This window comes from Leifsonia sp. PS1209 (genome assembly GCF_012317045.1).
In the GTDB taxonomy this organism is placed as follows: Bacteria; Actinomycetota; Actinomycetes; order Actinomycetales; family Microbacteriaceae; genus Leifsonia.
On sequence record NZ_CP051154.1, the window covers coordinates 3,968,631 to 3,994,429 of the forward strand.

Annotated in this window: 17 protein-coding genes; 2 read left to right on the forward strand and 15 right to left on the reverse strand. The window is 68.7% G+C overall.

The genetic code is table 11. The annotated features are described in order from the left end of the window. Positions 1-13: 13 nt before the first annotated feature. From HF024_RS18990 to HF024_RS19025, 8 genes are all read right to left on the reverse strand, one after another. On the reverse strand, positions 14-1,465 hold the full coding sequence (locus HF024_RS18990) for a class I adenylate-forming enzyme family protein (RefSeq protein ID WP_168690641.1): 1,452 nt from the start codon (positions 1,463-1,465) through the stop codon (positions 14-16). Next, positions 1,462-2,895, reverse strand: coding sequence for a hypothetical protein (locus HF024_RS18995; protein ID WP_168690642.1), 1,434 nt, complete (start codon positions 2,893-2,895; stop codon positions 1,462-1,464). The genes HF024_RS18990 and HF024_RS18995 overlap by 4 nt, the downstream gene beginning before the upstream one ends. A 196-nt stretch (positions 2,896-3,091) precedes the next feature. Continuing rightward, a complete protein-coding gene (locus tag HF024_RS19000; RefSeq protein WP_168690643.1) occupies positions 3,092-5,395 on the reverse strand; it encodes a glycoside hydrolase family 3 C-terminal domain-containing protein in 2,304 nt (767 codons plus the stop codon). A 122-nt stretch (positions 5,396-5,517) separates the two neighbouring features. Then, positions 5,518-8,352 carry a hypothetical protein gene (locus HF024_RS19005; protein WP_168690644.1) on the reverse strand — a complete coding sequence of 945 codons (2,835 nt, stop codon included), beginning with the start codon at positions 8,350-8,352 and terminating at the stop codon, positions 5,518-5,520. Positions 8,353-8,420: 68 nt separating this feature from the next. Next, positions 8,421-9,245 (reverse strand): carbohydrate ABC transporter permease, encoded by an 825-nt coding sequence (locus HF024_RS19010; protein ID WP_085367338.1) that lies wholly within the window; start codon positions 9,243-9,245, stop codon positions 8,421-8,423. Next, complete coding sequence (locus HF024_RS19015; protein ID WP_210723991.1) at positions 9,242-10,210, reverse strand: sugar ABC transporter permease; 969 nt, start codon at positions 10,208-10,210, stop codon at positions 9,242-9,244. The genes HF024_RS19010 and HF024_RS19015 overlap by 4 nt, the downstream gene beginning before the upstream one ends. Further along, positions 10,207-11,571, reverse strand: a complete 1,365-nt coding sequence (locus HF024_RS19020; protein WP_085367340.1) for an extracellular solute-binding protein — start codon at positions 11,569-11,571, stop codon at positions 10,207-10,209. Before HF024_RS19020 ends, HF024_RS19015 begins: the two co-directional genes overlap by 4 nt. A 38-nt stretch (positions 11,572-11,609) precedes the next feature. Then, complete coding sequence (locus HF024_RS19025; protein ID WP_168690645.1) at positions 11,610-12,581, reverse strand: PfkB family carbohydrate kinase; 972 nt, start codon at positions 12,579-12,581, stop codon at positions 11,610-11,612. Between the two features lie 213 nt (positions 12,582-12,794). Here HF024_RS19025 and HF024_RS19030 point away from each other — a divergent pair, with 213 nt between their 5' ends. Both HF024_RS19030 and HF024_RS19035 read left to right on the forward strand, forming a co-directional pair. After that, positions 12,795-13,571 carry a DeoR/GlpR family DNA-binding transcription regulator gene (locus tag HF024_RS19030; RefSeq protein WP_085367342.1) on the forward strand — a complete coding sequence of 259 codons (777 nt, stop codon included), beginning with the start codon at positions 12,795-12,797 and terminating at the stop codon, positions 13,569-13,571. Beyond that, positions 13,568-14,926, forward strand: coding sequence for a 6-phospho-beta-glucosidase (locus tag HF024_RS19035; RefSeq protein ID WP_168690646.1), 1,359 nt, complete (start codon positions 13,568-13,570; stop codon positions 14,924-14,926). The genes HF024_RS19030 and HF024_RS19035 overlap by 4 nt, the downstream gene beginning before the upstream one ends. Here HF024_RS19035 and HF024_RS19040 read toward each other — a convergent pair. The 7 genes from HF024_RS19040 to HF024_RS19070 all read right to left on the reverse strand — a co-directional run bounded on the left by HF024_RS19040 (position 14,916) and on the right by HF024_RS19070 (position 25,681). Next, entirely contained in the window at positions 14,916-15,659 is a 744-nt protein-coding gene (locus HF024_RS19040) for an HAD-IIB family hydrolase (protein ID WP_085367344.1), read from the reverse strand. The genes HF024_RS19035 and HF024_RS19040 overlap by 11 nt on opposite strands. Beyond that, a complete protein-coding gene (locus HF024_RS19045) occupies positions 15,659-16,762 on the reverse strand; it encodes a LacI family DNA-binding transcriptional regulator (protein WP_168690647.1) in 1,104 nt (367 codons plus the stop codon). The genes HF024_RS19040 and HF024_RS19045 overlap by 1 nt, the downstream gene beginning before the upstream one ends. Then, positions 16,744-21,330, reverse strand: a complete 4,587-nt coding sequence (locus HF024_RS19050; protein WP_168690648.1) for a polysaccharide lyase family 8 super-sandwich domain-containing protein — start codon at positions 21,328-21,330, stop codon at positions 16,744-16,746. The genes HF024_RS19045 and HF024_RS19050 overlap by 19 nt, the downstream gene beginning before the upstream one ends. A gap of 39 nt (positions 21,331-21,369) precedes the next feature. Then, positions 21,370-22,464: a glycosidase gene (locus tag HF024_RS19055; RefSeq protein ID WP_085367347.1), complete on the reverse strand. Its 1,095-nt coding sequence runs from the start codon at positions 22,462-22,464 to the stop codon at positions 21,370-21,372. Positions 22,465-22,504: 40 nt separating this feature from the next. Next, positions 22,505-23,377 (reverse strand): carbohydrate ABC transporter permease, encoded by an 873-nt coding sequence (locus HF024_RS19060; protein ID WP_085367348.1) that lies wholly within the window; start codon positions 23,375-23,377, stop codon positions 22,505-22,507. Continuing rightward, positions 23,377-24,288 carry a sugar ABC transporter permease gene (locus HF024_RS19065; protein WP_085367349.1) on the reverse strand — a complete coding sequence of 304 codons (912 nt, stop codon included), beginning with the start codon at positions 24,286-24,288 and terminating at the stop codon, positions 23,377-23,379. Before HF024_RS19065 ends, HF024_RS19060 begins: the two co-directional genes overlap by 1 nt. Before the next feature lie 61 nt (positions 24,289-24,349). Further along, positions 24,350-25,681: an extracellular solute-binding protein gene (locus HF024_RS19070; RefSeq protein WP_085367350.1), complete on the reverse strand. Its 1,332-nt coding sequence runs from the start codon at positions 25,679-25,681 to the stop codon at positions 24,350-24,352. Between the last annotated feature and the right edge of the window lie 118 nt (positions 25,682-25,799).

Consider the following 25,799-nt stretch of genomic DNA (forward strand, 5'->3'; position numbering starts at 1 on the left):
TTGTCTACTTTCGTCAGCTTCGAACGAGGCTCTTGGTGAGGTCGAACTTGCCTGTCCGGTTGAATTGGAGAGTTGGCACTATCCGCGCCTTGATCGGCAACTGCACGCCACGCTGCTTGCCGAGGCGAATCGCCAGATACTCCATCAATGGTTCATCGATGGTCGCCTCGGCCATTTCGATCGCGGCGACCGCAAATCGCTTCGAATCGACGGCGACCGCGGCATCGGTGACACCGGCAAGCAGCCTGAGGTCATTCTCAAAGCCGATGAGGTCACCGCATTCGGAGGCGCTGACCTCCTCGCTGGCTCTGCCGAGAATCGTGAGGACCCCGTCCCCCGACATCACGCCTAGATCGGCAGTGAGCGTGTAGCGAATGCCTCCGAGTTCGACCGAAGGAATATCTCCGTCGTCGTAGGAGTCAGCATTCATGTAGCTGGCGATCGCAACCCTGCCTGGTGTCTCGGAGGACACTTCGTTGCCTTCGGCGTCGACGATCGCTATGGCCGAACCGTCCACGACCGTGCCGGAACACCGCGGGTCGATGAGCAGGTCGATGGGTTCAGCGAAGGCGTTGACCCCTGTTTCAGTCGTCCCGTAGTACGCGTGCAAGACGGGACCGATCGTCCTGGTCACCCTCCCCACAAGCCCGGGCGAGAGATGCCTACCACCGGTGAGGAGGAAACGGACCTGGCCGCATACACGCTCGTTGGGGAACCTGTCTCGAAGTACGTTGACGACCGCATCGAGCACGGGAGGGACAATCAGACTCGCCGTGATCGCGCTTCCTGCCAGGTTCGCTGCGATCTCCTTCGGCTCGGAACTCCCGATCACCACGGTTCCACCGCAGGTCAGGAACGTACGGGCCCAGCCGTGCCCCGATGCGTGAGAGAGGGGAAGACAGAGCAGAAACCTGTCACGCGTGCCGAAGCCGAAGCGCTTGATGAACAGTGCGTTTCGAGGGCCTTCGCTCGATCGGCTTCTGACGACGCATTTGGGAAGTCCGGTCGTCCCCGACGTGAAGCCGAGAGCTCGGAACCTTCGCTCGGGCATGAGCGGTCTGCGGCCAGGACGATCCTCCGAAATGGCGTCGGCAAGCATGGTGTCCTCCCCACTCGATGCCGTCCGAAGCACCACGCGACCCTCGGCGTCCTCCGCGACGACCAGAGCGGGGGACAGCAACGAACGCTGATGATCCCGCACGGTCCTGTCTCCCTGCGGATCCAGTGCGACCCATGGGATTCTGGCAGTGGCGAGGGCACTGATGACGACGAACGCTTCTGAGCTAGCCGGCGCCTCAACGACGGCCGTTGCATCGACAGCGGTGACATGCTCCGCCAGCCAGGCGGAGACGCGCGCCACCTGGTCGTAATAGCGAGACCACGTCACCTTCTCCGCACCGTGTTCGAGGGCAATCGCATCTGGTTGCGCCTCAGCGTGTTCGGCGATGGCATCGAGTGGGATCATCGTGAAGTCCTTTCCAGTTCAGGTGAGGGAAGCCGGAAGATCTCGGCCCCGGCTCGTATCTCGCGAGCGAGAGTTGCTTGATGGTCTGCGGTCCACACGTCACCGGGTCGTGCGATGGGGACTCCCGGCGGATATGGAACGACGAAGTGCTCGACAACGCTTCCGATCGAATACGGCTCGCGGCTCGACGGGGCAGCGCGGCCTTTCGTACGCATCAACGCACGCAGACCGCGAAGGAGCGCATCAACCGCTCGTGGCTGGGTACCGATGGTGAAATTGAGCAGCAGACCGGAATCGTTGCAACGCGAGACGTATACGCCATACTGCGCGAAGAGGAACAGCCTCACATCCTCGGCCGACCCCATCGGCTCTGCTTTGACGGAAAGCTTGAGGGGATCCTGGGCCAGGCCCGGCATCCCGCAGAAGTCGCCGCCGGTCTCCTGTGTGAGAGAGGCCAGCAGCGGGTCGCCGCGGAGCGTTGCCAAGAACTCATCCCGCATCGATGCCGCTCTCCCGAATGCGTCGTCTCCAAGGTGTTCGGCATGTTCCCTCGCGAGGTCGAGGGACGCGAGAATCGGCCAGGAAGGCGACGTCGTATGGTGGAGGAAGTTCGCTGCTTTGACTCTCTCGACGACGGCGTCACCTCCCATCACCAAAAGGTACGAGCCCTGCCTCAGCGCGCAGAGGGACTTGTGCCCCGATGTCGTGATCACGATCGGGGGCAGTTCCATGCGGGCCCGGAGGTGAGCCGCTGCGCGGCTCGGCCACATGTGCCTCATCGTCTGCGAGAACGCGTGGATTGCGGTCCAAGCCGCGTCGAGCAGTATGGACGTCGTGGGCGACGCCTGCACGAGTCGAGGGAGCAACTCATCCATGCGGACGACGTAGCCGTCGTACGAACTGGCCGTAACCGCAACCGCATCGAACGGACGTCCTGCGAGCGCGGCATCAGCCAGCAGGCGCACTAAGGTATCGAGGTCAGGCACTAACCGTCCGCCGGCGCTGATCGGCTCGATCAACGTCACGTCCAGTCCGGCAGCCCGCGCGCCGAAGACAAGCGACTGGTGGGACGCCCCGTCGAGGAGAAGGCTGCCGCCGGACGTCGTCAAGCTCTCGAGGGCGACGCGATTCGACAGAGTCGTCCCGCATGTGCCGAAGAAGACAGCGTCGACGCCGAATGCTCGCGCAGCCAGCGCTTGTGCTGCGTCAAGCGGACCGCGGGGCGCGAAGAACGAGTCGAGGGCGTGGCCGGACAGACTGACGTCTGCATGCGACGAGACGTCGTGGAGTGCTGCGAATCGGTCGGCCCACTCAGGCGGCATCGACAGGCGTGCGCTGGCAAGAGGCAGCGCGTGAAAGCTCAATGTCGGACCCGTGCGCGCCTGATCCGCAAGCGCTGATGCCAATGGGGCGTCTAGAGCGATAGTCATCGGCTACCCCTTTCAATATCTCAATATCGATGGTGATATTTCATACATATGGTGTATACCCTACTGTCTGCCCTGTTGCACGCGCAACCTGGCGTGGGTCGTCGGCATCGGTGCAGTTCTCGCCTCGCGCCGCCCCCAAACGCCGAACCCCCTCGCTCTCGCAAGGGGGTTCAGGCCGGTCCGGCAGCGGTGTACGTTACGCGGACACGCTCGCCGGGGCGTTCGCTGCGGCCGCCGTCGCCGCGTTCGCGGCCGCCACCAGCTGGTGGATCTGCTCGGCCGTGACCGGGCTGCCGGGGAACGCGGCCACCCGGTTGAGCGGCATCGACTCCGCCATGCGGCGCAGGCCAGGATCGTCGAGCATCCCCGCGACGGCTCCGCCCCCGGACTGCGCGAGCGCGCCCATCAGGATCTGCCCGCCGACCGGATGCGCCAGCCACTCGCCCAGCGTCGAGTCGAAGGCCAGCAGCGGCAGCCCGGCGTCGCCCGCCAGTGCCACCGTCGCGCTGCCGCGCAGGTCGCGCGACGACGCACCGACCGTCACCTCGTACTCGCCGCCCTCGACCACCCAGCGCTCCTGCGCCGTGTCGTAGACGGCCAGATCCTCGCTCGGGATGCGCACGGTCACGCGCTCGGACGCGCCCGCCGCCACCGCCACGTTCGCGAAGCCCTTGAGCTCGCGCACCGGGCGCTGCACCGACGAGCCGGGCACGGACACGTAGACCTGCACGACCTCGCGGCCGTCCCGCTCCCCCGTGTTCGCGACGTCCAGCGATACCTCGATGCCGTCGGCGTCGCCGGAGACGGCGAGACCCGAGAACGCGAACTCCGTGTACGAGAGGCCGTGGCCGAACGGGAAGCTGACCTCCGCATCCCGCGCGTCGAAGTCGCGGTAGCCGACGAACAGGCCCTCGCCGTACCGGACGTGCCCCTTCTCGCCGGGGAAGTTGAGGTACGAGGCCGTGTCCTCCAGCCGCAGCGGGATGCTCTCCGCCAGACGCCCGGACGGGTTGACCACGCCGAACAGCACGTCGGCGATGGCACCGCCGCCCGCCTGGCCGAGCAGCCAGCCCTCGACGATCGCCGCCGCCCTGTGCGCCCATCCGGAGACGCGGACGACGCCACCGTTGGAGAGGACCACCGTGACGCGCGCGCCGGTCGCGATGACCGCATCCAGGAGGGCGGTCTGCGCTGCCGGAAGTTCGAGGTGCTCGCGGTCGAAGCCTTCCGACTCGTCCTCGCCGGGCAGACCGAGGAAGACGAGCACGTCGTCTGCCGCCTGCGCGGCGGCGACGGCCTCGGCGGTGAGAGCGTCGGCAGCGGCGCCGGAGTCGGCGTCGGAGTCGGCGTCGCCGAGCGCGTAACCGGCTGAGAAGGTCACGGCGCTCTCGCCCGCCAGCGCGCGGATCTCGTCGAGTGCGTTGTCGAGCCTGGTGGGCACGATCTGCGACGAACCGGCGCCCTGGTAGCGCGGGGTGCGCGCGAACTCGCCGATCACGGCGATGCTGCGGCCGGATGCGGATGCGAGCGGGAGCACCCCGTCGTTCTTCAGGAGCACCACGCTGCGGGCGGCCACCTCGCGGGCGAGCGCGTGGTGCGTATCCCGGTCGTACGTCGCGGACGCGTCGGCGTTGTCGACCGCCTTCTGCACGAGGTCGATCACGCGCTCGGCGGCGGTGTCGAGCACCGACTCCTCCAGGGAGCCGTCGCGCACGGCGGCGACGAGCTGCGCGTCTGTGACGCCGTCGCTCGACGGCATCTCCAGGTCGAGGCCTGCGACCAGCGCATCCACCCGGTTGTTGACGGCGCCCCAGTCGGAGACGACGACGCCGTCGAAGCCCCACTCGTCGCGGAGCACGCGCGTGAGCAGCCACGGGTCCTCGCTGGCGTAGACGCCGTTGATGCGGTTGTAGGAGCACATCACGGTCCACGGGGCCGCGTGCTGCACGACATGCTGGAAGCCGCGGAGGTAGATCTCGCGCAGCGGGCGCTCGTCCACGTCGGCGCTCACGCGCAGCCGGTCGGTCTCCTGGTTGTTGGCGGCGAAGTGCTTGAGCGAGGCGCCGACGCCCTGCGACTGCAGGCCCCGGACCAGGGATGCGCCGAGCCGCCCGCTCAGGATGGGGTCTTCCGACAGGTACTCGAAGTTGCGGCCGCAGAGCGGAGACCGCTTGATGTTGATGCCGGGTCCGAGCAGCACGCCGACACCTTCCGCCTTCGCTTCTTCGCCCAGGGCGGCGCCGACGCGTTCGAGCAGCTCGGCGTCCCACGACGAGCCGAGGGCGACGGCGGGCGGGAAGCAGGTGGCCGGGACACTGTCGCCGATGCCGAGGTGGTCCCCGCCCTGGGCCTGCTTGCGCACACCGTGCGGACCGTCGGTGAGGTAGATCGACGGGATGCCCACCCGGTCGATGCCCTCGGTCTCCCAGAAACTCGCGCCGCTCGTCACCGCAGCCTTCTCTTCGGTGTTCAACGCGGACGCGCGTGCCAGCCGACCCATGATTCTCCTTCGAAGTGATCTGCCTGTGTGCGAATACCATACACCGCTCGGTTTCCTGAAAATCGAGTCCGACGTTGTTCACGGGCGGATGCGGCGTGTCGCGTGAATAGCTTCGGACTCGATTATTTGCGGGGGTGGGAGAGGAGGGTGATCATGCGGGTGAGGTTGGCGGTGTACTGGGGGGTGGACTGGTAGTCGGGGTGGGTGGCGACCTTGACGAGGTAGCGCGGGGGACCGAACTCGTCCGCACCGCCGTCGACCGGGTTGGCGCGGTGGCTGAAGACCGGGAAGCCGAGGTAGTCGGTGCGCCGCCAGAGGTTGAACCAGGCGATCTCGCCGTTCGGCTGGGTGAGCAGGCCGACGAGGGTCGGGTCGGCGGTGTCGGCCGGCGGAGGCGGGACATCGGTGCCGCCGTGGTCGGCCTGCACCTGCGTGAACCAGGGGTCCGCGCGGCGCAAGGACGGCGTGAGCTGGGTCGGCGTCCCGAGCGGTCCCGGTCCGAACAGTTCGGGGAAGAAGCGGCCGAAGTACGTGCGGAGCTGCGTGCCGTATGTGAGCAGGCCGACGTTGCGGAGCTGATCCTGCTGGGAGGGCCGCAAGGTGAACAGGCAGGAGACCGCGAGCACGGCGCCGAGACTGTGCGCGCTCAGGATCACGCTGAACGGCCGCTCATGGCTGAGCGCATCCTCCTCCTGCTGCTCCTTCCACGCCAGCTGCTCCGCGATGCTCAGACCGGGCGGCGGCTTCAGGTCGTGGGTGAGCCAGTCGACGACGCGGTCGCGCAGCTCCGGCACGACCCGCTCGGCGTAGCAGGGCGGCCCGAACGGATGCCCTGCGCGCGGGAGGAAGCACATCAGATCCCACATCACCCCGATGGGGCGCTCCTTGGTGGTGATCGCGTTCTCGGCGATGAGCACGACAGCGCTCACCGCGATCAGCCCGAGCGCCGGGGCGACGAAGCCGTCGATCCAGGCGAAGAACTGGGTCTTCGACACGGCGAGCGCCGCCACGAACCCCACAGCGAACAGCCCGGCGAGCACGCCGAGGATCGGCTCTCCGCGGTGGAAGAGGGCGGCGAACCGTCGGGCGCGCAACATCCGCATGGCGAGCCGGTCCGTCGTCCGTCCGCGCTCGATGACGCCGTCCTTGTACTCCTCCACCGGCTCGAGCAGAGGGCGGGAGCCTCCCGGGGTCGGCGGGGTGGTCAGCTTGGGCACCCACAGCATCCTGAGCACGACGATGCCGGCGACGAAGAGCAGCAGCAGCACCGCGATCAGCGGCACGACGTCGCCGAAGTTGCTGAACGCGATCGGGGCGTCGAGCGCGCGGCCGACCGGGGCGACGCAGCCGCAAGCCGGCGTGCCACTGCCGAGCCAGCTCTGCACGCCGAGGACGAGCAGCGTGGACAGCAGCATCGCCGCCCCGAGCGACAGCAGCATCCACACCCCTGGTCCCATCCCGGCCCAGCCTTCCGTGCGGTACCGCTCTCTGGTGCCGTGGATGCGCGGCCACACCCCCACGAGCACGAGCTGCGCCGCCAGGAACAGCGCGGCCACGAGGTAGTACACCCACTGGAGCGCGCCGGGCTGGCCGCCGAGCCGCGCCGGGTTCATCGACACTCCGATGAGGAAGGTGAGCCCGGAGACCGTCATCAGCGCGATGGAGAGCACGTGCGGAACGCCGCGGCGCCAGCCGAGCGCCGAGATGCAGATGGCGACCAGCGCGCCCAGGATGATCGACGGCGCGGAGACCAGGCCGAGGAACGCGAACGACGGCGACCGGTGGTACGCGCCGTTGACGAACAGCGCCACCAGGACGAGCACGTAGAGGACCACCGAGGCGGCGAGGGTGATCGCGGCCACGGTCTCGCGGCGGCGCTGCTCGTCGCGGAGGAACGCGGCGAGCCGTTCCCCGGAATGGTTGACCGTGTCGGACGAGCGGACGATGCGGACCACGATCCAGACGATGCCCGCCGCGGCGACGACGCCCGCCGCCGTGAAGTACCAGAGGTCTCCGCCCGGGCCGAGGAGGCGGGCGACGCATCCACTCGGCCCGAACGACTGCAGCTCGCCGCAGCCGGGCGCACCGGCGAAGACGCGGTCCCAGACCAGCAGCAGCGCGATCAGGCAGAACGCGCCGGACAGGTGCAGCCATTCCGTCGGCGATCCGACGCGGGACTGCTGCCAGAAGCCCTCGACGCTGAGCGGGCGCCGCTCGGTGGCGCGCTTCGGGGTGTCGGCGTTCCGCATCCGGCGCACGGTGTTGAAGATGCCGGCCTCGTAGCGGGTGCGCGCGCTGTGCGAGACGAGGTAGAGCACGATCACCCCGCCGATCGGCACCAGCGACAGCACCGCCAGCTGACGACCGCGCTCGGCCAGGAAACCGGACGTGAGGAAGTCGAGCACGCCGGAGGGCAGGGCTGGGCAGGCGGCTCCGCCGAGACACTGGGTGCCGATCAGGTCGAGACTCACCGAGCCGAGAGCGCAGACATAGAGCAGGGTCAGCCCGAGCGCGAACACCCGCAGCGAGGTCACCCCCACGCCGCCCCGCCATTCGCCGCCCGCGTTCTGATTCGGGATGCGCCTGGTCCAGTACGCGCTGTTCGTCAGGCCGAACGGCAGCAGCAGAAGCCACGCGATCTGCACGAAGAACTGCCCGATGATGACGAGGGCGCCGCCGCCGTAGCGCGCCATCGCGCCCCACGAGTACGCCTCGCGGCGCACATCCGGCGGAGGCACGGCCGGGTTCGGGGTGTCGTCGTCAGGGTCGGGCTCCGGCAGGCGCGTCGCCAGCCAGAAGCCGCCGTTCTCGTCGCCCTGGTACTGCCGCAGATCGGACTTGTCGACGCCCAGCATCTCCGCCGGCGGCGTGTTCTTGATCCCGTGGATGCGCAGCTCCAGGATGTGGTTCGGCTTCGGCTTCTCGTCGGCGCCGCCGGCCGTCGCGCTGTCCGTCATGGTGCCCACCCCATCGTTGGTGACGGGCGAACACTACTCCGGGTGAGGTTTTGTCGTCTATAGCGGCGTCATTTCGCGGAGATGCCGCCGAGCATCCCGGAGATGAAGCGCTTCTGGAGGAAGAAGTACAGGACGACGATGGGGATGGCGACGATGATGCCCGCCGCGCTCAGGAGCGAGTAGTCGGTGAGGTGCTCGCCCTTGAAGAACGCGAGGCCGAGCGGCGCCGTCCTGCGGTCCTCGCTGGTGATGAGGACGAGGGGCATCAGGAACTCGTTCCAGGTCCACATGGCGACCAGAACGCACATCGTCATGATGGGGGCGAGCGACGGCGGCACGATCACCTGCCAGAGCACGCGCAGGTCGCGGGCGCCGTCGATGCGGGCCGCCTCGATGATCTCGCCGGGGAAGGCGCGGAACTGGTTGCGCATCCAGAAGATGCCGAACGCGAGCGACTGCGCGGTCTGCGGCAGGATGAGGCTCTGGTACGAGTCGGTGAGGCCGACGCTGCGCAGGTTGAAGTACAGCGGGATGATGAACGCCTCCGCGGGCAGCATGAGCCCGGCGAGCATCACGAAGAAGATGATGCCGGAACCGGCGAAGTCGAGGCGGGCGAAGGCGAAACCGGCGAGCACGGACAGCACGGTGGTGAGGACGATCACCCCGAGCGTGACCACGATGCTCGAGAACATGTACGTGGCGAAGTGCCCTTCGGTCCATGCCGTGGCGAAGTTGCCGAGGTCGATCTTCGTCGGAAGGGCGAACCCGCCCTGGTTGTCCGCCGACGGCGTGACCGCGGAGAACAGCACCCCGACCAGCGGGATGACGGCGAACAGGGCGAAGAGGGAGAGGACGATGTAGTCGACGATCTTCTCGCGGCGAGTGAGCCTCATTGCACGTCCTTCGGCTGGATCCGGCTGATCAGGGCGGTGACGACCATGATCACGAGGGTCAGGGCGATGGCCACGGCGGCGGCCGAGCCGACCTGGCCCGTGTTGAACGCCCGGTTGTACGCCTCGTACGCCGGCACGGTGGTCGAGGTGCCAGGACCGCCTCCCGTCGTCACGTAGACGAGGTCGAAGGTCTTCAGCGCCGAGACGATGGTGAGCGTGAGCGCCACGGCGATCTGGCCGCGCAGCGAGGGGAGCGTGATGGAGAAGAACTCGCGCGCCGCCCCCGCCCCGTCGAGCCGCGCCGCCTCGAACAGCTCCGGCTGGATGTTGCCGACGCCGGAGAGGAACAGCACGAGGCACAGGCCGATGTTGAGCCAGGTGCCGACGAACCCGATCGCGGGGAGCGCGAACGCGTAGTCGCCGAGCCAGACCCTGGCGAGCCCGTCGAGGCCGAGGAACCGCAGGGTCTCGTTGACCAGGCCGTCCTGCGAGTAGATCGAAACCCAGATCGTCGCGACGACGACCGAGGCGATCACCTGCGGGAGGAACAGGACGGTGCGGAAGGCGCTCATCCCGCGCAGGGCGTTGGCGCGGGAGATGAGGGCGGTGAGGAACAGCGCCAGCACCACGGGGATCACGGCGTAGAACACCATCAGGATGAGCGCGTGCCCGAACGCGCCGCGCAGCGCCGTGTCGGTGAACACCGAGACGTAGTTCGCGAACCCGGCCCAGGTGGCGGGCGACAGGCCGTCCCAGTCGTAGAACGAGTACTGGACGGTCTGGATGAACGGCCAGCCGAGGAAGACCGCGAACACGAGGAACGCGGGCAGCACATAGAGGTAGGCGACCAGGCTGCGCTTCCTGCGTCGCCCCGCCCGGCCGGAGCGCGCTGCTCCGGCCGGGCGGACAGCCGGTCGGACGGCGGGGGCGACCGCCTGTCCGTCCTTGTGTGCGGTCACGGTCATCCGTTCTTCTTCGTGAAGGCGGCATAGTCGTCCTGCAGCGTCTGCGTGAACTGCTCGGGCGTCGCCTTCTCGGCGATCAGATCCTGAGCGGCCGCGGTGATGGTGTCGTAGAACGTCGGCGTCGCGTAGTCGAGGTACGGGGTGATGCCGTTCGACTTGGAGATGGTGATGTAGTTCGCGGTGACGTCGCCGGTGACCGTGCCGGTGGCCTGCTCAGACCCGCTCGGCACGACCGTCGGCAGGTTGCCCGTCTTCACGAGCACCTCGGACGCGTTCTTGTCCGTGACGAAGTCGATGTACGCGGCCGCCGCGTTCGCGTTCTTCGACTTGGACGTGATCGCCCAGGCCAGGCCCTCTCCGCCCATCGTGACGGGCGTGTCCGATCCGGCGGGCTTCAGGGCGGTGAAGCCGATGTCCTTAGATGCGGTTGCCTCGGCGAGCGTCGCCAGGTACCAGGTGCCGGTGATGAGGAACGCCGCGTCGCCGTTGCCGAACGAGGCGACCGCCGCATCCCGGGAGACGCCGTTGGCGCCGGGGGTGATGTACCCGGACTTCTGCCAGCCCTGCACGACATCGGCCGCCTTCACCTCGTCGGCGCCCGTCCACGATCCGCTGGAGCCGTTGACGAGGTCGTTGACCTTCTGCGATCCGGCCAGCGCCGACAGCGCGAACCCGTACAGGTGGATGCCGGGGCTCTTCTCCACGTCGCCGTACGCCAGCGGCAGCGAACCGGCGGCCTTCACCTTGGCCATGTCCGCGGTGAGCTCGTCGAGCGAGGTCGGAGCCTCGCTGATGCCCGCCTTCTGCAGCACGGCCTTGTTGTAGTACAGGCCGACGAGCTCGCCGGTCTGGGAGACGCCGTAGAGGTCGTCGCCCTGCCACTTCTTGCCGTCGGACGAGAACGAGTTGAGCTTGAGCAGGCTCGACGGGTAGTAGTCGTTCCACTTGTAGAGGTCGGCGTAGTCGTCGACGGGCCGGAGCAGCCCGGCCTTCACGAACGCGCCCATGTCCGGGTAGCCCTGGTTGGCCTGGACCACGTCCGGCGGGTTGTCGCCGGAGAGCGCGAGCTTGAGCGTGGTCTTCAGGTCGGAGAACGACCGGGAGACCCGCTTGATGGTGACGTTGGGGTACTTCTTGGTGAAGGCGGCGTTCAGCTGCTTCTGCGCGTCGTCGATGCCGCCGTCGGTGTTCTGATCCCACACGGTCAGCGTGACCTTGCTGCTGCCGAAGTCTTTGGAGACCGGTCCGAGGCTCTGCGTTCCGGATGGCGCCGAGCCGCCCGGCGCGCACGCGGTGAGTCCGAGAGCGATCGCGGTGAGGGCGCCGGCGAGCAGCGCCACCTTGCTGGTGTGTCTCTTCATTGCAGTGTCCGTTCGGTTGGGGTGCGAGGGATCGAGGGTCAGTGCGAGCCGGTGGGCACGCGCATGCGGTCGAGGAACGACCAATCGCCCGCCGGGTTGCGACGGTCGACGAAGTCGATGAGGTCCTGCGGTCGCGGCGCGCTGGCCGCGCCGCCGAGACCGGTGACGGAGATGGTCGCGCTGAGCGACGCGAAGCGGAGGCGGGTGCGTAGGTCCCAGTCGTGGCCGAGTGCTGCCATGAACGTGGCGACGAAGACGTCGCCCGCTCCCGTCGGGTCGACGGCCGCGACCGGCACGGCCTCCACCTCGACGATCTCCCCCGCCGCGGAATCGATGGCGACGACGCCGCGCGGCCCCCTGGTGACGACGGCGAGCGGCACGTGCCTCGCCAGTGCTTTGGCCGCCGCCACCGCGTCGTCGGTGCGCGTGTACTGCATCGCCTCCGCGTCGTTGGGCACGAACACGTCCACCTCGGAGAGGCGGCGAAGCACATCGCCCGACCAGTCCCCCGAGGCATCCCAGCCGACGCCGCCGACCACCGTGGTGCCCGCTGCGCGCATCCTGCCGACCCAGGCCGGCAGTTCGTGGGCGACGCCGACGTGGGTCGCCCCGATGGGGCCGAGGTCGTCGGGGACATCCTGGTGCCCGAGCTCCACCTGGTAGGTGATGAAGGAGCGATCCTCCGGGGTGGTGAGCGACACGGTGACAGGGCTCTGGTGTCCGGCGATGCGTTCGAGCAGGCGGGTGTCGAGGCCGGGCTCGTCGTCGAGCATCCCGTGGATGTGCTCGCCGAGCGGGTCGTCGCCGAGGCGCGACAGCAGCAGAGTGGATGCGCCGGCCCGCGCAGCAGCGACCGCCCGGTTCGCAACGCCTCCCGCCGTGATGGTGAAGGCGTCCGCGTAGACCTCTGCTCCCACGGCGGGGACGTCCACGCCGGAGAAGACGACGTCGCAGAAGATCTCGCCGGCGAACAGGAGCTCGGCTCCCTGGTGCAGCGGTCGTTCGATCACGGGCTCTCCTCTTCGTTGCGGATCCGCGGGGTTCGACACTCGATGCTCGACTTTGCGTGACTATGCGACGGAACCGCTGATATTCAGCAAGCTTGAGCAGCGAGTGTTTCGATTACATTACCTGCGTGACGCACTTTTGTTAAGTTTGCGTATCTGAGTATTTTCTCTGCTCGTGTTTGCGCGACTCTGCTCATCTGTGAGTAGAGTGTCACCATGATTCTTCGCGAACGGCAGAACCGCATCCTGTCTGCGCTGCGGACGGACGGCTCCGCCTCCGTGCGCGAGCTGGCCGAAGCACTGGCCGTCAGCGAGTCGACCATCCGCAGAGACCTGGAGCTGCTCGACCGCAACGGCGAGCTGACCCGCACCTACGGCGGGGCGGTCCTCACGCCCGGCGCCACCGTGGAGGACCACGGCCGCAGCGCGGAGGAGGGCACCTTCGACGAGACGACGGACGCCGACCTCAAGCGCCGCATGGCGGAGGCGGCGGCCGCGATGGTCACCGACGGCAGCGTCATCATCCTGGACATCGGCACGACCACCCCACTGGTCGCGCGTCTCCTGCGCGGCAGGGACATCACCGTCATCACCTCCAGCCTCGCCGTCTTCGACGAGCTGCGCGACGACGACGCCGTGCGCCTGGTGCTGCTCGGCGGCGTCGTCCGCCGCAACTACCGCACCCTGGTCGGCTCGCTCGCCGAGCTCGCCCTCAGCCAGGTGAGCGCCGACATCGTGTTCCTCTCCTGCACGGGCGTGCGGGCGAACGGGCACGTCGTGGACAACATGGCCGTCGAGGCGCCGATCAAGCAGTCGATGATCGCCGCCTCCGACCGTGTGGTGCTGCTCGCCTCCGAAGCCAAGTTCCCCGGGACAGGAGCCCTGCGGCTCTGCTCCCTCACCGAAGTGGATGCGCTGGTCACCACGACCGGCGCTCCGGAAGAAACGCTCGCACTGTGCCGGAACGCCGGCGGAGAGGTCACTGTCGTATGAAGCTCTGCATCCTCGGAGGCGGCGGATTCCGCACGCCGTACGTCTACCAGGCCCTCCTGCGGGACACCGGTTCACCGCGCGTCGAAGAGGTGGCCCTCTACGACGTGGACGAGAACCGCCTGCACACGATGGTCGCCATCCTCACCGAGCTGGCCGCCGGGTTCCCCGACGCGCCGCGCCTCGTGCCGACCACCGACCTGCACCGCGCCGTCGAGAGCAGCGACTTCATCTTCGCCGCCCTCCGCGTCGGCGGCCTGGAGGGACGCCGCTGCGACGAGCACGTCGCCCTCGACCTCAACGTCCTCGGCCAGGAGACCACCGGCCCTGGCGGACTCGCATACGCCATCCGCACCGTGCCCGTGATGGTCGAGGCGGCGAAGGCGATCAAGGACCTCGCCCCCAACGCGTACGTGATGAACTTCACCAACCCGGCCGGCATCATCACCGAGGCCATGCAGTCGGTGCTCGGCGACCGCGTGCTCGGCATCTGCGACACCCCGTCCGGCCTCGGCCGTCGTGTCGCGGGCCTGCTCGGCCTCGACCACACGCGCGTGCAGATGGACTACGTCGGCCTCAACCACCTGGGCTGGATGCGCCGCCTCCTCTACGACGGCCGCGACGTGCTCCCCGAGCTGCTGGCCGACGACGCCCTGCTCGGCGCGCTCGAGGAGGGTCACGTGTTCGGGGCGGACTGGATCCGCAACCTCGGCTCCGTGCCCAACGAGTACCTGTACTACTACTACTTCAACCGCGACGCCGTGCAGACGATCCGGGAGTCCGGCAAGACCCGCGGCGACTTCCTCGCCGACTCGCAGAGCGCCTTCTACACGAAGGCGGCCGACGCCGGCCAGGGGGTCGCCGAGCTGTGGCGCACCACCGTCGAGCGTCGCAGCGCCTCGTACATGGCCGAAGCGAAGGGCGGCACCCAGGATGCGCCGACCCACGTCAAGGAGCGCGAGCAGGACCCGTCGCACCAGGGATACGCGGGCGTCGCCCTCGGCGTGATGGCCGCGATCAGCCGCAACGAGCGCCAGACGATGATCCTCAACGTGCGCAACAACGGCACCATCCACGGGCTGCCGGACGACGCGGTCGTCGAGGTGCCCACCCTGGTGGACGCGAACGGCGTGCATCCGCTGACCACCGACCAGCCCGACCTGCACCAGGTGGGCCTGATGTCGCTGGTGAAGTCGGTGGAACGGCACACCATCGCCGCGGCGCTCACCGGCTCGAAGGAAGAGGCGGTGGCGGCGTTCGCCCTGCATCCCCTGGTCGACAGCGTGACCGTCGCCCGCTCGCTCGTCGCCGGCTACATCGAGCGCATCCCGGAGGTGGCGGCGGTCCTCACGAAGTGACGAGCAGTCCTTCGACGATGGCCGCCGTCTCCGACGGATCGGACACCGACCTGGTGGGGATTCCGAGCGCGATCACGGGATAGTCGTTGCCGTCCGGGTCCAGCCGGTCTCCGATGAAGAGCATGTCGGAGAAGGGGATCCCGGTCAGCGACGAGAGCTTGGTCATCCCGTACGCCTTGTCCACGCCGTGGCGGGTGATGTCGATGCTGGTCGAGCCTCCTGCGCGCACCTCCAGGCCGGGAAGCCGGGACTGGACGGCGGCGCGGAGCAGGTTCCTCCGCGTCCCGTCGCGGTCCCAGGCGGCCTTCTTGTCGATGGGCGCCAGCTGACCGAGCCCGGAGAACGTGATCTGCGAGCCGCGATCCTCCAGCACGGGACCCCAAGTGTCCTTCTCCCAGAGCCCGAGGCGCGACGCCTCTTCCTGGACCGTCGCGAGCGTTTGCGTCCGCTCCGTGTCCGTCAGGTTCTCGGCGTACTGCAGTCTCCATCCCGCTCCGTCCCAGCGGTAGTAGCGCGTGCCGCAGGTGGGCATGAGGTGGAGCCGGTCGAGCCGTGCCGACCCTGGCAGCTGGGAGAGCAGCTGGTCGCGGAACTGCTCGAACCTCCCTCCCGAGATCACGCACACCTCGGAGACGTCGAGCAGGCTGGTGAGCAGCTCGATCATCCGGGGAGCGGCGGGCGACTTGGACGGGGCGAGGGTGTCGTCGAGATCGAAGGCGACGAGGCGGGGCATCAGCGGGACCTTTCGTGGGGGGTGGTGGATGGTGGCGCCGTGCTGGCGCGCACGACGAGTTCTGCGGGCGGGAGCTCGACCTCGGCGACGGGATCCCCGCCCAGCAGGGCGACCAGACGGAGGCCGCATGCCCGACCCCAGGCGTATGCGTCGCGTCGCACGCTGGTGATGGCGGGCTCCGTCACGAGCGCGAACGAGCTGTCGTCGAGGCTGATGACGGAGAGACTCTCCGGCACCCGCATCCCCCGGCGCCCGATCACGCCCATCCCGGCCGAAGCCAGGAGTCCGGTGTCGTAGAGGATCCCGGTGGGCGGTGCCTTGAACCCGAGCAGCCGGTCGGTGGCCGTCCGCGCAGAGGCCGGCGACGGGTCGGTGAGGCCGATCACGCGCGCGGACAGCCCGAGCGCACGCGATTCGTCGGCGAACGCCTTCTGCCGTCGTGCCGACCGCAGCGTTCCGGTCTCGGCGACGATGGCGATGCGCTCGTGCCCGGCCCCGGCCAGGTGCCGCACCGCCTGGGCTGTGCCCTCCCACTCGTCCGCGTGCGCCACCACGTGCTCCGCGACGAGGAACGGGAGACCGAGGGCCGTCAGAGCGGCCGGACGGTCGTCGGAGGTGCGCAGATCGACGATCAGGATGCCGTCGACCTGCGACTCGCGCACGAACCGGTCGTACGCACCCGTCTCCTCCGCGGCCGATGAGACCACCCGGACCACGAGGGCGGTGTCCGTCGCAGCGAGCGCCGTGCCGACCCCGTCGATGAACCCGGCGAGGTCGGAGCAGGCGCCAGGGCTGACCCCGTGCCGTCCGACCACCAGGCCGACGCTCCTCGGGCGGTCCAGGGAGAGCGCCCGCGCTCGCGCGTTCGGCTTCCAGCCGAGGTCGTCCGCCGCCCGGAGGATGCGCTCCGTCGTCGCCTCGCTGAGGCCGCGGCGTCCGTTGAAGACGAACGACACGGCGCTCTTGGAGACCCGTGCTCGCGCTGCGACGTCCGAGATGGTGACGCGGCTCCTGCCCGCCTCCTGGACGACCCGCTGGGCGGGAACCGGACCCGAACCGGTTCCCGCCTGAAGGCCGGCGCCTGCTATCCGGCGACGGCCCATGGGCCGTTCGCGGAGCCAGGAGCCTGGTTGCGGGAGTACCACTTGGCGACGTAGACGACGCCCTTGTAGCTCGCCTTCTCCCCGGCGTTGAAGATGCGCGACGGAGTCCACAGCGCCGTGCCGTCCGGCGCGGTGGCGATCTCCTGCCACGGGCCGGTCGCCCCACCCGGGACATCCGAGCGGCTGTACCAGGAGGCCAGGTACGTCTTGCCCTGATAGACGACCGTTTCCCCGCCGTTGAAGACCCGGGATGCCGTCCACGCCGTCGCGCCGTCCTCGGTCAGCGCGAGCTCCTGCCAGGCGCCGGTGTTGCTTGCGCCGGGCTGCTCGCCCTTGGTCGACCATCCCGCCGTGTACACCGACCCGCGATAGCTGACGATGTCCCCGGTCTTGTACGTCGTGGTCTTGCTCCAGGCGGCCGGGAGGGTGACCGTGACGACGACGGTCGTGCTGGCGCCCTCCACCGTGTCGCTGCCGGAGTACGTCGCCGTCAGCGTGTGGTCGCCTGCCGCGAGCCCAGAGGGGAGGGTGAACGTGGCGACGCCGTCACGCAGCGGCGCGACACCTCGATCCTTCGACCCCTCCGTCAGCGCCACCTGACCGCTGACCGGGAGCGGGGACGACACCGTGACGGTGACGGTCGCGGCGGTTCCCCATTTCGCGGTGACGGCCGGCGCACTGATGCTCGCCGTGGCGCGGAGCCCGTCGATCGCGGCCTTCAGCGCTGCGGCGCGGCCGTCGATAGAGGCCTGGGTGGCATCGGCGGCCTTGAGCGTCGCCTTCGCGGCTTCCAGGGCGGGCAGAACGGGCGCCCAGGTCGCGGCGGCGTACTGCGTGCTGTCGAGGCCGGCGGCGCGGTCGACCAATGCCTGCAGCGCACTCCGGTCGACCGCCACCGTGACGGGGCACCGGACGAACTCGTCGCCAGCGGCGTGCACCAGCACGATGGAGGTGCTTCCCGGCGCCCCTGTCGTGAGGGCGACAGCGATGGTCCCGTCCGCAGCGGGCTGCGGCGCGGCCGAGACCGCCGCGACCGACGGGTCGAGCGAATACGCCGTGAAGGAGTCCCCCGCGTCGAGCGGGCTGATCTTCGCCGTCATCGTGGCCGTGCTCTCGCGGTCCGCCGTCACAGGAGCCTGGCAGGTCAGGCTGTAGCCGCCGTAGACCTCGAACTCCCAGATGTTGAGCCCGTACTTGGTCGCCGGCGAGCCGATCACGCGGACGTAGCGCGCCTCCGCCGTCGGGAAGTCCGTCGTGTCACGACGGTGATCCGCGGTGCCGGAGTTCTGCACGTGGGCGAGCTGGGTCCAGTCGGTACCGTTCACCGAGCCCTCGAGCTGGTAGTCGGTCGAGTTGCCCGACTCCCACTCCACCACCGCTTGAGACACCGGCCGCACAGCGCCGAGGTCCACCTGCAGCCAGTTGCGGTTGGTGTACGGAGCAGTGCCGGTCGGCCGCGCCGACGACCACTTGGTGGTCTTCGAGCCGTCGGTGGCGGCGGTGGGCTGGACGTTCGCCAGGTTGTTGTAGACGCTGTCCGCCGTGGTCGGCGTGCCCGCGGCCAGGTTCACCCGCCCGCCGGCGGTCGGCGCCGCGGCGATGGCGCCGTCCCCGAACACCTCGAACTCCCACAGCGAGACCCCGTAGGTGGTCAGCGCCCGCTTCACCGTCTGCATCCGGACGTAGCGACCGGTCGCGTTCAGCGTCACGAGGTCCGTGCCGCCGTCGCTCCCCGCTGCCGGGGTGGCGTATGCATCGCGCCAGGTGCGGCCGTCGTCCGAGACCTGGATCTTGTACTGGCTGGCGTACGACGCCTCCCAGAACAACCGTGCTGCACCGATCTTCCGCACGCTGCCGAGGTCGACCTGCAGCCAGGACGCATCCGGTGTGCCCGTCCTGTCGGCGATCCACCTGGTGGTCGCGTTCCCGTCCGTCGCGCTCGCCGGACTCGTTCCGTCGGACGCCGTGGTGGGGGCGCCGAGGGCGAGGTTGACGCGGGAGAGAGCGGAGAACTCCCCGACCGAGTACGACCCGCCGCCCGGCCCGTCCAGGGGCAGGATGCGGACGAAGTTCGCCGCGGTGGCTGGGAAGTCGACGTGCTGGTGTCCACCCGTCCCGTTCTGGACGAGCTTCTGATCGGTCCAGGTCGTGCCGTCCAGCGAGGTCTGGACGAGGAACCGGGTGGCGTAGTCGCTTCCCCAGTCGACGTCGGCGCCCATGGCGTACGAGCCGGCGGTCAGCCGCTGGCGGAGCCACGGCGCTGCGCCGGACGACTGCCACGTCGTCGCGGTGTCCCCATCGCCTGCCAGCGACGGGCCGTGACCGGCCACAGACCCGCTCGCGGTGTACGGCGAGCCGGCCGAGTCGTCGGCGGCGAGCGGCTCCGTGACGGTCTTGCCCAGGTTCGCCCCTGTGCCGAGCACGAAGGATCCGTGGGACGCCGACGCTCCGCCGCTCAGGGTCACATCCACGAGGATCCCGGGCTGGCTGGGGTTCGACAGGCTCACCACCGGGGTCCCGGAGGACTCGTCGAGCATCACGATGCTCGGCTGGCTCACCGAGAGGGTGCGGCCGTCGCCGAGGTCGAGCGAACCGGCCCGGTAGAAGGTCACCATCGTCCGCTTGAGGCCGGCGTGCTGGACCGCCTGCACCGACGAATCGTTGCGGAGGATCTTCACGGCGGGGTTCGCCGCGTACGCCTCGGTCTGCGCGGCCGACTTGGCGGGGAGCACGATGTACTCGTATCCGGCGTTGCTCGGCTTCACCCCGTGGTCGAAGTACAGCGAGAACGCGTCGTGGCTCTCCGGCTGGTCACCGTAGTAGCTGCCCGTCTGCGTCTTGTCGGAGACGGTCACCGCCTGGTCGGACGGGAACACGTAGCCGACCTTGTCGTTGTACGCCCACGACGGGTCGCCGACGACTCTGCCGTCCGTGCCGGATTCGACCTTCTGCCCCTCCACCGACGCGTTGCCCTTCGCGGCGACCTGGTTGACCGTGGTGTGGATGGGCGCAGCCGACGTCGACTGGATGCCGGCCCCGAGCGCCACCATCTCGTCGTCGAAGTAGTAGTAGCTCTTCTGCGCCTGGGTGCCGACCCTGTCCAGGCTCTCCACCGTCGCGCCGTACATGCCGTCCGAGACGCCGCCGGTGAACGCCCCGCCGTTGGCCGAGCGGCCGTCCTTGCCGAGGGTGGTCTCCTTCACGTACGGCACGGTGGTTCCGGGGTAGTGGAACCAGTCGAATGCCGGACCGAGGTCGGTGTACTCCTTGTTGGTCACCTGGATGGCCGTGGTGCCTGTGCGGTTCCAGACGACCTCGTTGCCGACGTCCTTGCGGATGGTGGACCGGTACTCGCTGCCCACGGTGCGGCTGGAGTTCAGACCGGTCACGATGCCGTAGTCCGCCCGCTGGTGCGACGAGAACTCCGACCGCCAGAAGTATGTGTCGCCGATCGCGCCGTTGCCGGCGGTCTTGCCCCGGATGTTGTCCGCCATCTGGCGGTACGCGGTCGCGTAGAGCGGGTCGGTGCGCGCCATCCTGTCCAGTGGATCCAGGAAGACGGCCGCGTAGCTCGTCACGCCGTCGACGGTCGTGGCCGGGCGGTAGAGGAGGTACAGCATCTCGATCTCGCCGCGGATCAGCCAGCGGGTGCCGTCGACGATGTAGAACGCGATGGTGTCCAGCTGGTCGCGGGTGAAGGCCAGGCTCGTACCGCGGGCGGAGTCCGCCCACATCGCCACCATCGTGAACAGCGCCATGCCGTAGCCCTCGCTGTAGAGCTGCGCGCCGTGCGCCCAGAACGTCGCATCCGGCTGCACGGCCTCCTGCACGGTGCCGGAGTCGTCCACCGCCACCGTCTGCACCATCGTGGCGAAGCCCGCGGTGATCGCGGCGGCATCCCGGGTGGCGAGCGCCTTGTAGAGGTAGTCGGAGGTGCGCCAGGCGCCGTTCGCGCCTGCTGGATCGAGCTTGCCCTGGTTGTGCTTGATCGCCAGCGCCGCCGCATCCGGGCTCAGCGCGTCACCGACGAAGATGGAGATGCGGCCCATGGCGATGGACTCGCCGATCTCGGTCTCCCACCAGTTGGTGTTCCCCGGATTCACCGCGTCCCAGTACGCGAGCGCCCGCTGCTCCGCGTCGATCAGCTTCGCGTCTCCGTGGCCCGTCGCCGATGGGTCGCGGTACGCCTGAGCGATCGCGACCATCCGGTAGAGCGCCTTGTACGCATCCCAGGTCTTGCCGTTCGCCGAGCTCGTCGTGTCCTGGTAGTTCACGTCCGACCAGGAGCCGTCCGCGTTCTGCGATGCGACGTAGTCGAGCGCGTTCGAGGTCTGCGCGAGGTAGATGCCGTTGGCGATCTGCACCTCGTCGCCCTGGCTCAGGTAGTAGTCCTGCAATCGGTTGACGATCGTGGAGACGTCCGTCTCCAGATCCGCCGCCTGTGCGGGCGCGGCCAGGCCGGCGATGCTCAGCAGGGCGACGACGAGGGATGCGACCAGCGCCGACAGGCGCGAGCGGCGGACGAGCGAGAGACGTGGAGCGTTCGGGTCTTCAGGATGACGCATCATTGCGCAGGACTCCTTGTTCGCTGAGGTGGGGGTTGGGGGTCAGGGGGTGCGGACCAGGCGTGCGACCGAGATCCGGGTGTCGGCCGCACCGTAGAAGACGAAGTGCTCCCCGCCGATCTTCTCGATCGCGGTGGGGAAGAGCACGTTCGCCACCGTGCCAGCGGTCTCGTCCGCTGTCTCGGGGGTCATCAGGGGCTCGCTGGTCCTGGCGAGGACCCGCGACGGGTCGTCGGCGTCGAGCAGCATGGCGCCGACGACGTAGCGCACGGTGAATGCCTGCGGCACGAACGAGCCGCCCGGCAGGTCGCCGGTGACGCCGTGGTGCAGCAGCAGCCAGCCCTCCGGCACGCGGAGCGGAGCGGGGCCCGCGCCGATCTTCAGCGCCTCCCAGTCGTACTCCGGGCCGGCGACGAACCGGTGGCCGGCCGGCCTGGTCAGCGCCGTCAGGTCGCGAACGGCCTCGTCGACGGGGATGTACGAGATCCAGATGCTGGCGCGCGCGTCCGTCACGCCGGCAGGCAGCGGTGGCTGCTCCTCGGGGCGCACGAAGCCGAAGTCCCACATCGGCCGGTGCAGCATCGCGAAGCTGGGGCGGCCATCCGGGTCGGAGACGATCTCGGGGAAGAAGACGACGTCTTTGTTCGGGAACAGGTTGAGGTCGGTGTCGAGCGCGTCGTCGTAAGCGAACTGGATCGGGCCGAGTCTGCGCCAGGTCACACCGTCGGTCGAGACGGCGAGCGCCGGTTTCGGGCCGAGCGGGCCGAACGCCACGTACGACATCACGTGGATGCCGAGATCCTTCAGCGGGGTGATGCGCGGGTCCTCGACGCCGCCGTGACCCGTGCCGTGCTCCCAGCCGCGGTCCGCCTCCAGCGCGACCTCCAGCCCGTCGACTGCGGTCGGCACGCCGTCGGTCACCACGACCCTGGCCCGGCCGATGCTGGACACGTTGTGCTCGGCCACCAGGCGGGGGAAGAGGTGCACGGTCCCATCCGGGTCCTGCACCGTCGCCGGGTTGAGCACGCCGTCGACCTGGCGCGGATCTGCCGGGTCCGGCTCCATGACGACGCCGGCGCGCTCGAGGACATACGGGACGGTGACAGCGGTGCTGACGGCGGGGACGGTGGTGGACAACAGGACCTCTCTTGCTGGGTAGGTGGTGCGGGAAACGGGGTCAGCCCTTGACGGCGCCGACGACGCCGTTGACCAGGTAGCGCTGGATGAAGATGTAGCCGACGATCAACGGAGCGGCGACGATGAACGTCGCGGCCGCGAGGAGCGGCCACTGGTTGCCGTACGTGCCCTTGAACGCGTAGAGGCCGACGGTCACCGGGAACTTGGTGGGGTCGGCGAGCAGGACGGTCGCGAGGATGATCTCGTTCCAGATCCACACCGCCTGCAGGATGAACACGGTCACCAGGGCCGGGCGGGCCAGCGGCAGGATGAACGTGAAGAGGTAGCGCCAGTAGCCCACCCCATCCATCGCGGCGGCCTCGTCGAGCTCGCGCGGGATCGACTTCACGAATCCGCTCAGCAGCAGCGGGCCGACTCCGACGCCGACGCCGACCAGCAGGATGTAGCCGAGTTGGGTGTCGTACAGCCCGAGCCGCAGGAGCAGCTGGAACTGGGTGATCAGGGCGTTCGGCAGGAACAGCACGAGCACGAACACGATGGACCAGTACTTGGCGCCGCGCACGTAGCCGCGGGCGACGGGGAACGCCAGCACCAGCGTGAGCAGGGTGCCGATCGCCGATCCCGCTGCGGTGTAGATCACGCTGTTCAGGATGTACGCGCCGAAGTCGCCCTTCTCCCACGCGGTGGCGAAGTTGCTCCACTGCGGGTCGGAGACCAGGCCGACGGGGTTCGCCACGAACTCCGCCTGCGATTTCAGCGCGGTGTTGAGCAGGTAGAGCAGCGGGAACAGGAACACGATCATCAGGATGAGCGCGCAGATGTACGCGCCGACCGGGATGCGCCGCCGACGGCGCACCGTCGTCTCGCTGGAGCGCTCCCTCGTCGCCGGCAGCGATTCGGTGGACGTGGTCATCACAGTTTCGCCTCTCGTCGGCGCAGAATCGTCAGGGCGATGATCGAGACGACGGCCACCAGCACGAACTGGACCATCGAGACCGCCGCCGCGTAGCCCTGCGACTGCGACAGCGTCGTGCCGGATGCTCCGCCGAAGCCCTGCACGTAGACCAGGAGCGAGAGCACCTGGGTGGAGCGGTTGTTCGGACCGCTGAGCACGTAGATCAGCTGGTAGCTCTGCAGGGCGTTGACGATGCCGAGGAGCACGTTCGCCGTGATCGACGGAGCGAGCAGGGGCACCGTGACGCTCCGGAAACGCTGCCAGCCGTTCGCGCCGTCGATCTCGGCCGCTTCGTTCAGCTCCTCCGGAACCGCCTGGAGCCCGGAGAGGAAGATGATGACGGAGACGCCGAGCACCATCCACACCTGCACGACGATCACGAGCGTCAGCGCGAGACGAGGGTCGCCGAAGAACGCCGACTTGCCGCCGAAGAGGTCGAGCAGCGACGCGGCGGGCCCGCCGCTCACATTGAAGATCAGGGACCAGACGAGGCCGGTCACGGTCACGCCCAGGATGGTGGGCATGAACACCACGGCACGGTAGAAGTTGCGGCCCCTGAGCCGGCGGTTCAGCAGCACAGCGATGGCCAGGGCGACCACGATCTGCACCACGGTGCTCGCGACGGCGAAGATGATGGTGTTCCTCAGCGCGTTCGCGCTGTCCGCCCATTTGGCCGGCGAGAAGAAGTCGACGTAGTTCTGCAGGCCGACGAAGTTGATCGGGAGGCCGGGCAGACCACGGAGGTCGGTGAAGGATGCGACGAGCACGCCGATCGCCGGCACGAAGCCGAAGATGCCGAGCAGCAGCATCCCGAGCCCGAAGGTGACCCGGACCGGCGTGCGGCGGGGGAAGGGGAATGATTCAGTCATGGTGTCTCTCGACGCCCGGGGCGGGTGGCCGGCACTGCTGCCGGCCACCCTCCCGGCAGCGTCATCCGGCCGCCGACCACGCCTTCTGAGCAGCCTCGGCGGCTTGCTCAGGCGTCGCGGAACCGAGCGGGCTCAGGGCGGGGTAGTTGAACGGGAAGACCGCATCCTGACCGGCCTTGTTGTTGGCGAACCAGACCTGGTCCCACGCCGGCTCGTACGACTTCGTGTACTCGCCGATCGACTGGAGGAACGCGCTGGTGGATGCGTCCGGCTGAGCCGATGAGAAGCCCGACTTGCTGAGGAACAGCTCGTAGTTGGTCTTGTCGGAGAAGAACTTCAGCCAGGCGAGCGCCGCCGTCTTGTTCTTGGCGGAGGTCGGGACGGCGAGCTGGAGCTCGGTCTTCCCGTTCAGCAGCGCGTTGTCCGATGCCTTGTCCGATCCGGGGAAGGGGAAGTACCCGTAGTCGAACGACTTCGCGACCGCCGCGTCGAGCGTCGGCTGATCCCAGGTTCCGTCGACCGTCATCGCGAAGTCGCCCGCCGCGAACCCGGCAGGGATGGAGGCGTAGTCGGCTCCCGCCGCGCCCTGCTGCGAGTTCTGCAGCACGAATTCGGTCTGCTGCAGCACCTTGACCTCTGTCGGGTCGGTGAGCTTGGCCTTGTTCGTCCAGAGTTCCTTCGCCAGCTGCTGCTTGTCGGCGACCGTCGGGTAGAGCGACGCGACCGAGGCGAGCATCGGGAGACCGGCCGGCCAGCTGTCCTTGCCGCCCATCCCGAACGGGGTGACGCCCTTGGCCTTGAGCGCGTCGACGACGGCCGTGAACTCGCTCCAGGTGGTGGGGACCTTCAGCCCGTTGTCCGCGAAGATCTTCTTGTTGTAGAAGACGCCCGTGTAGTAGCTGACGCCGGTCGGCACCGCGTACTGCTTGCCGCCGATGGCCTGCGCGTCGAGCAGGCTCGGCGTGTACTTCTTCAGGAACGCCTCGTCGGTGAGGTCGACGAGGGCGCCGGCCTTGGCCAGTCGCGCGTCGTCCGTCGCGGCGTCCTTGGCGTACGAGGGCGTCTCCATGAGGCCCTTCACCACGAACAGGTCGAGGTTGCCCGCGGTGAGGCGGGAGGACTTGGTGGCCGGATAGTTGTCGTTGGAGACAGTGGAGAAGACCACGTCCACCTTCGGGTACTTCTTCTCGAATGCGTCGTTGACCGCGCGGAATCCGGCGTCGGTGGCGTCGCTGCTCGAGACGAGGAGCTGGAGCTTGCCGCTCGGCTCACCGCCGTTCGTGTCTCCGGTGCCGCTGGAGCAGGCCGCCAGCCCGCCGATCGTGGCCGCCGCAACGACGCCGGCGATGATCCGCCGGCCGAGTGTCGTGCTGCGCAACCTCTTCGTCGCCATGTGATGTCTCCTCATCGAGTTCGGGTCGGTGCAGGTGCAGGTGCAGTGCTTCGGGTGGGTCCAAAACGTTTCGGATCGCACACCGTGCGTTTACCGAAACGTTTCGGTAGCTCATGCT

Bases quoted from the DNA above. Each gene is read 5' to 3' on its own strand.
- HF024_RS18990 (WP_168690641.1), bottom strand. From the start codon at position 1,465: ATGATCCCACTCGATGCCATCGCCGAACACGCTGAGGCGCAACCAGAT.
- HF024_RS18995 (WP_168690642.1), bottom strand. From the start codon at position 2,895: ATGACTATCGCTCTAGACGCCCCATTGGCATCAGCGCTTGCGGATCAG.
- HF024_RS19000 (WP_168690643.1), bottom strand. From the start codon at position 5,395: ATGGGTCGGCTGGCACGCGCGTCCGCGTTGAACACCGAAGAGAAGGCT.
- HF024_RS19005 (WP_168690644.1), bottom strand. From the start codon at position 8,352: ATGACGGACAGCGCGACGGCCGGCGGCGCCGACGAGAAGCCGAAGCCG.
- HF024_RS19010 (WP_085367338.1), bottom strand. From the start codon at position 9,245: ATGAGGCTCACTCGCCGCGAGAAGATCGTCGACTACATCGTCCTCTCC.
- HF024_RS19015 (WP_210723991.1), bottom strand. From the start codon at position 10,210: ATGACCGTGACCGCACACAAGGACGGACAGGCGGTCGCCCCCGCCGTC.
- HF024_RS19020 (WP_085367340.1), bottom strand. From the start codon at position 11,571: ATGAAGAGACACACCAGCAAGGTGGCGCTGCTCGCCGGCGCCCTCACC.
- HF024_RS19030 (WP_085367342.1), top strand. From the start codon at position 12,795: ATGATTCTTCGCGAACGGCAGAACCGCATCCTGTCTGCGCTGCGGACG.
- HF024_RS19035 (WP_168690646.1), top strand. From the start codon at position 13,568: ATGAAGCTCTGCATCCTCGGAGGCGGCGGATTCCGCACGCCGTACGTC.
- HF024_RS19040 (WP_085367344.1), bottom strand. From the start codon at position 15,659: ATGCCCCGCCTCGTCGCCTTCGATCTCGACGACACCCTCGCCCCGTCC.
- HF024_RS19045 (WP_168690647.1), bottom strand. From the start codon at position 16,762: ATGGGCCGTCGCCGGATAGCAGGCGCCGGCCTTCAGGCGGGAACCGGT.
- HF024_RS19050 (WP_168690648.1), bottom strand. From the start codon at position 21,330: ATGATGCGTCATCCTGAAGACCCGAACGCTCCACGTCTCTCGCTCGTC.
- HF024_RS19060 (WP_085367348.1), bottom strand. From the start codon at position 23,377: ATGACCACGTCCACCGAATCGCTGCCGGCGACGAGGGAGCGCTCCAGC.
- HF024_RS19065 (WP_085367349.1), bottom strand. From the start codon at position 24,288: ATGACTGAATCATTCCCCTTCCCCCGCCGCACGCCGGTCCGGGTCACC.
- HF024_RS19070 (WP_085367350.1), bottom strand. From the start codon at position 25,681: ATGGCGACGAAGAGGTTGCGCAGCACGACACTCGGCCGGCGGATCATC.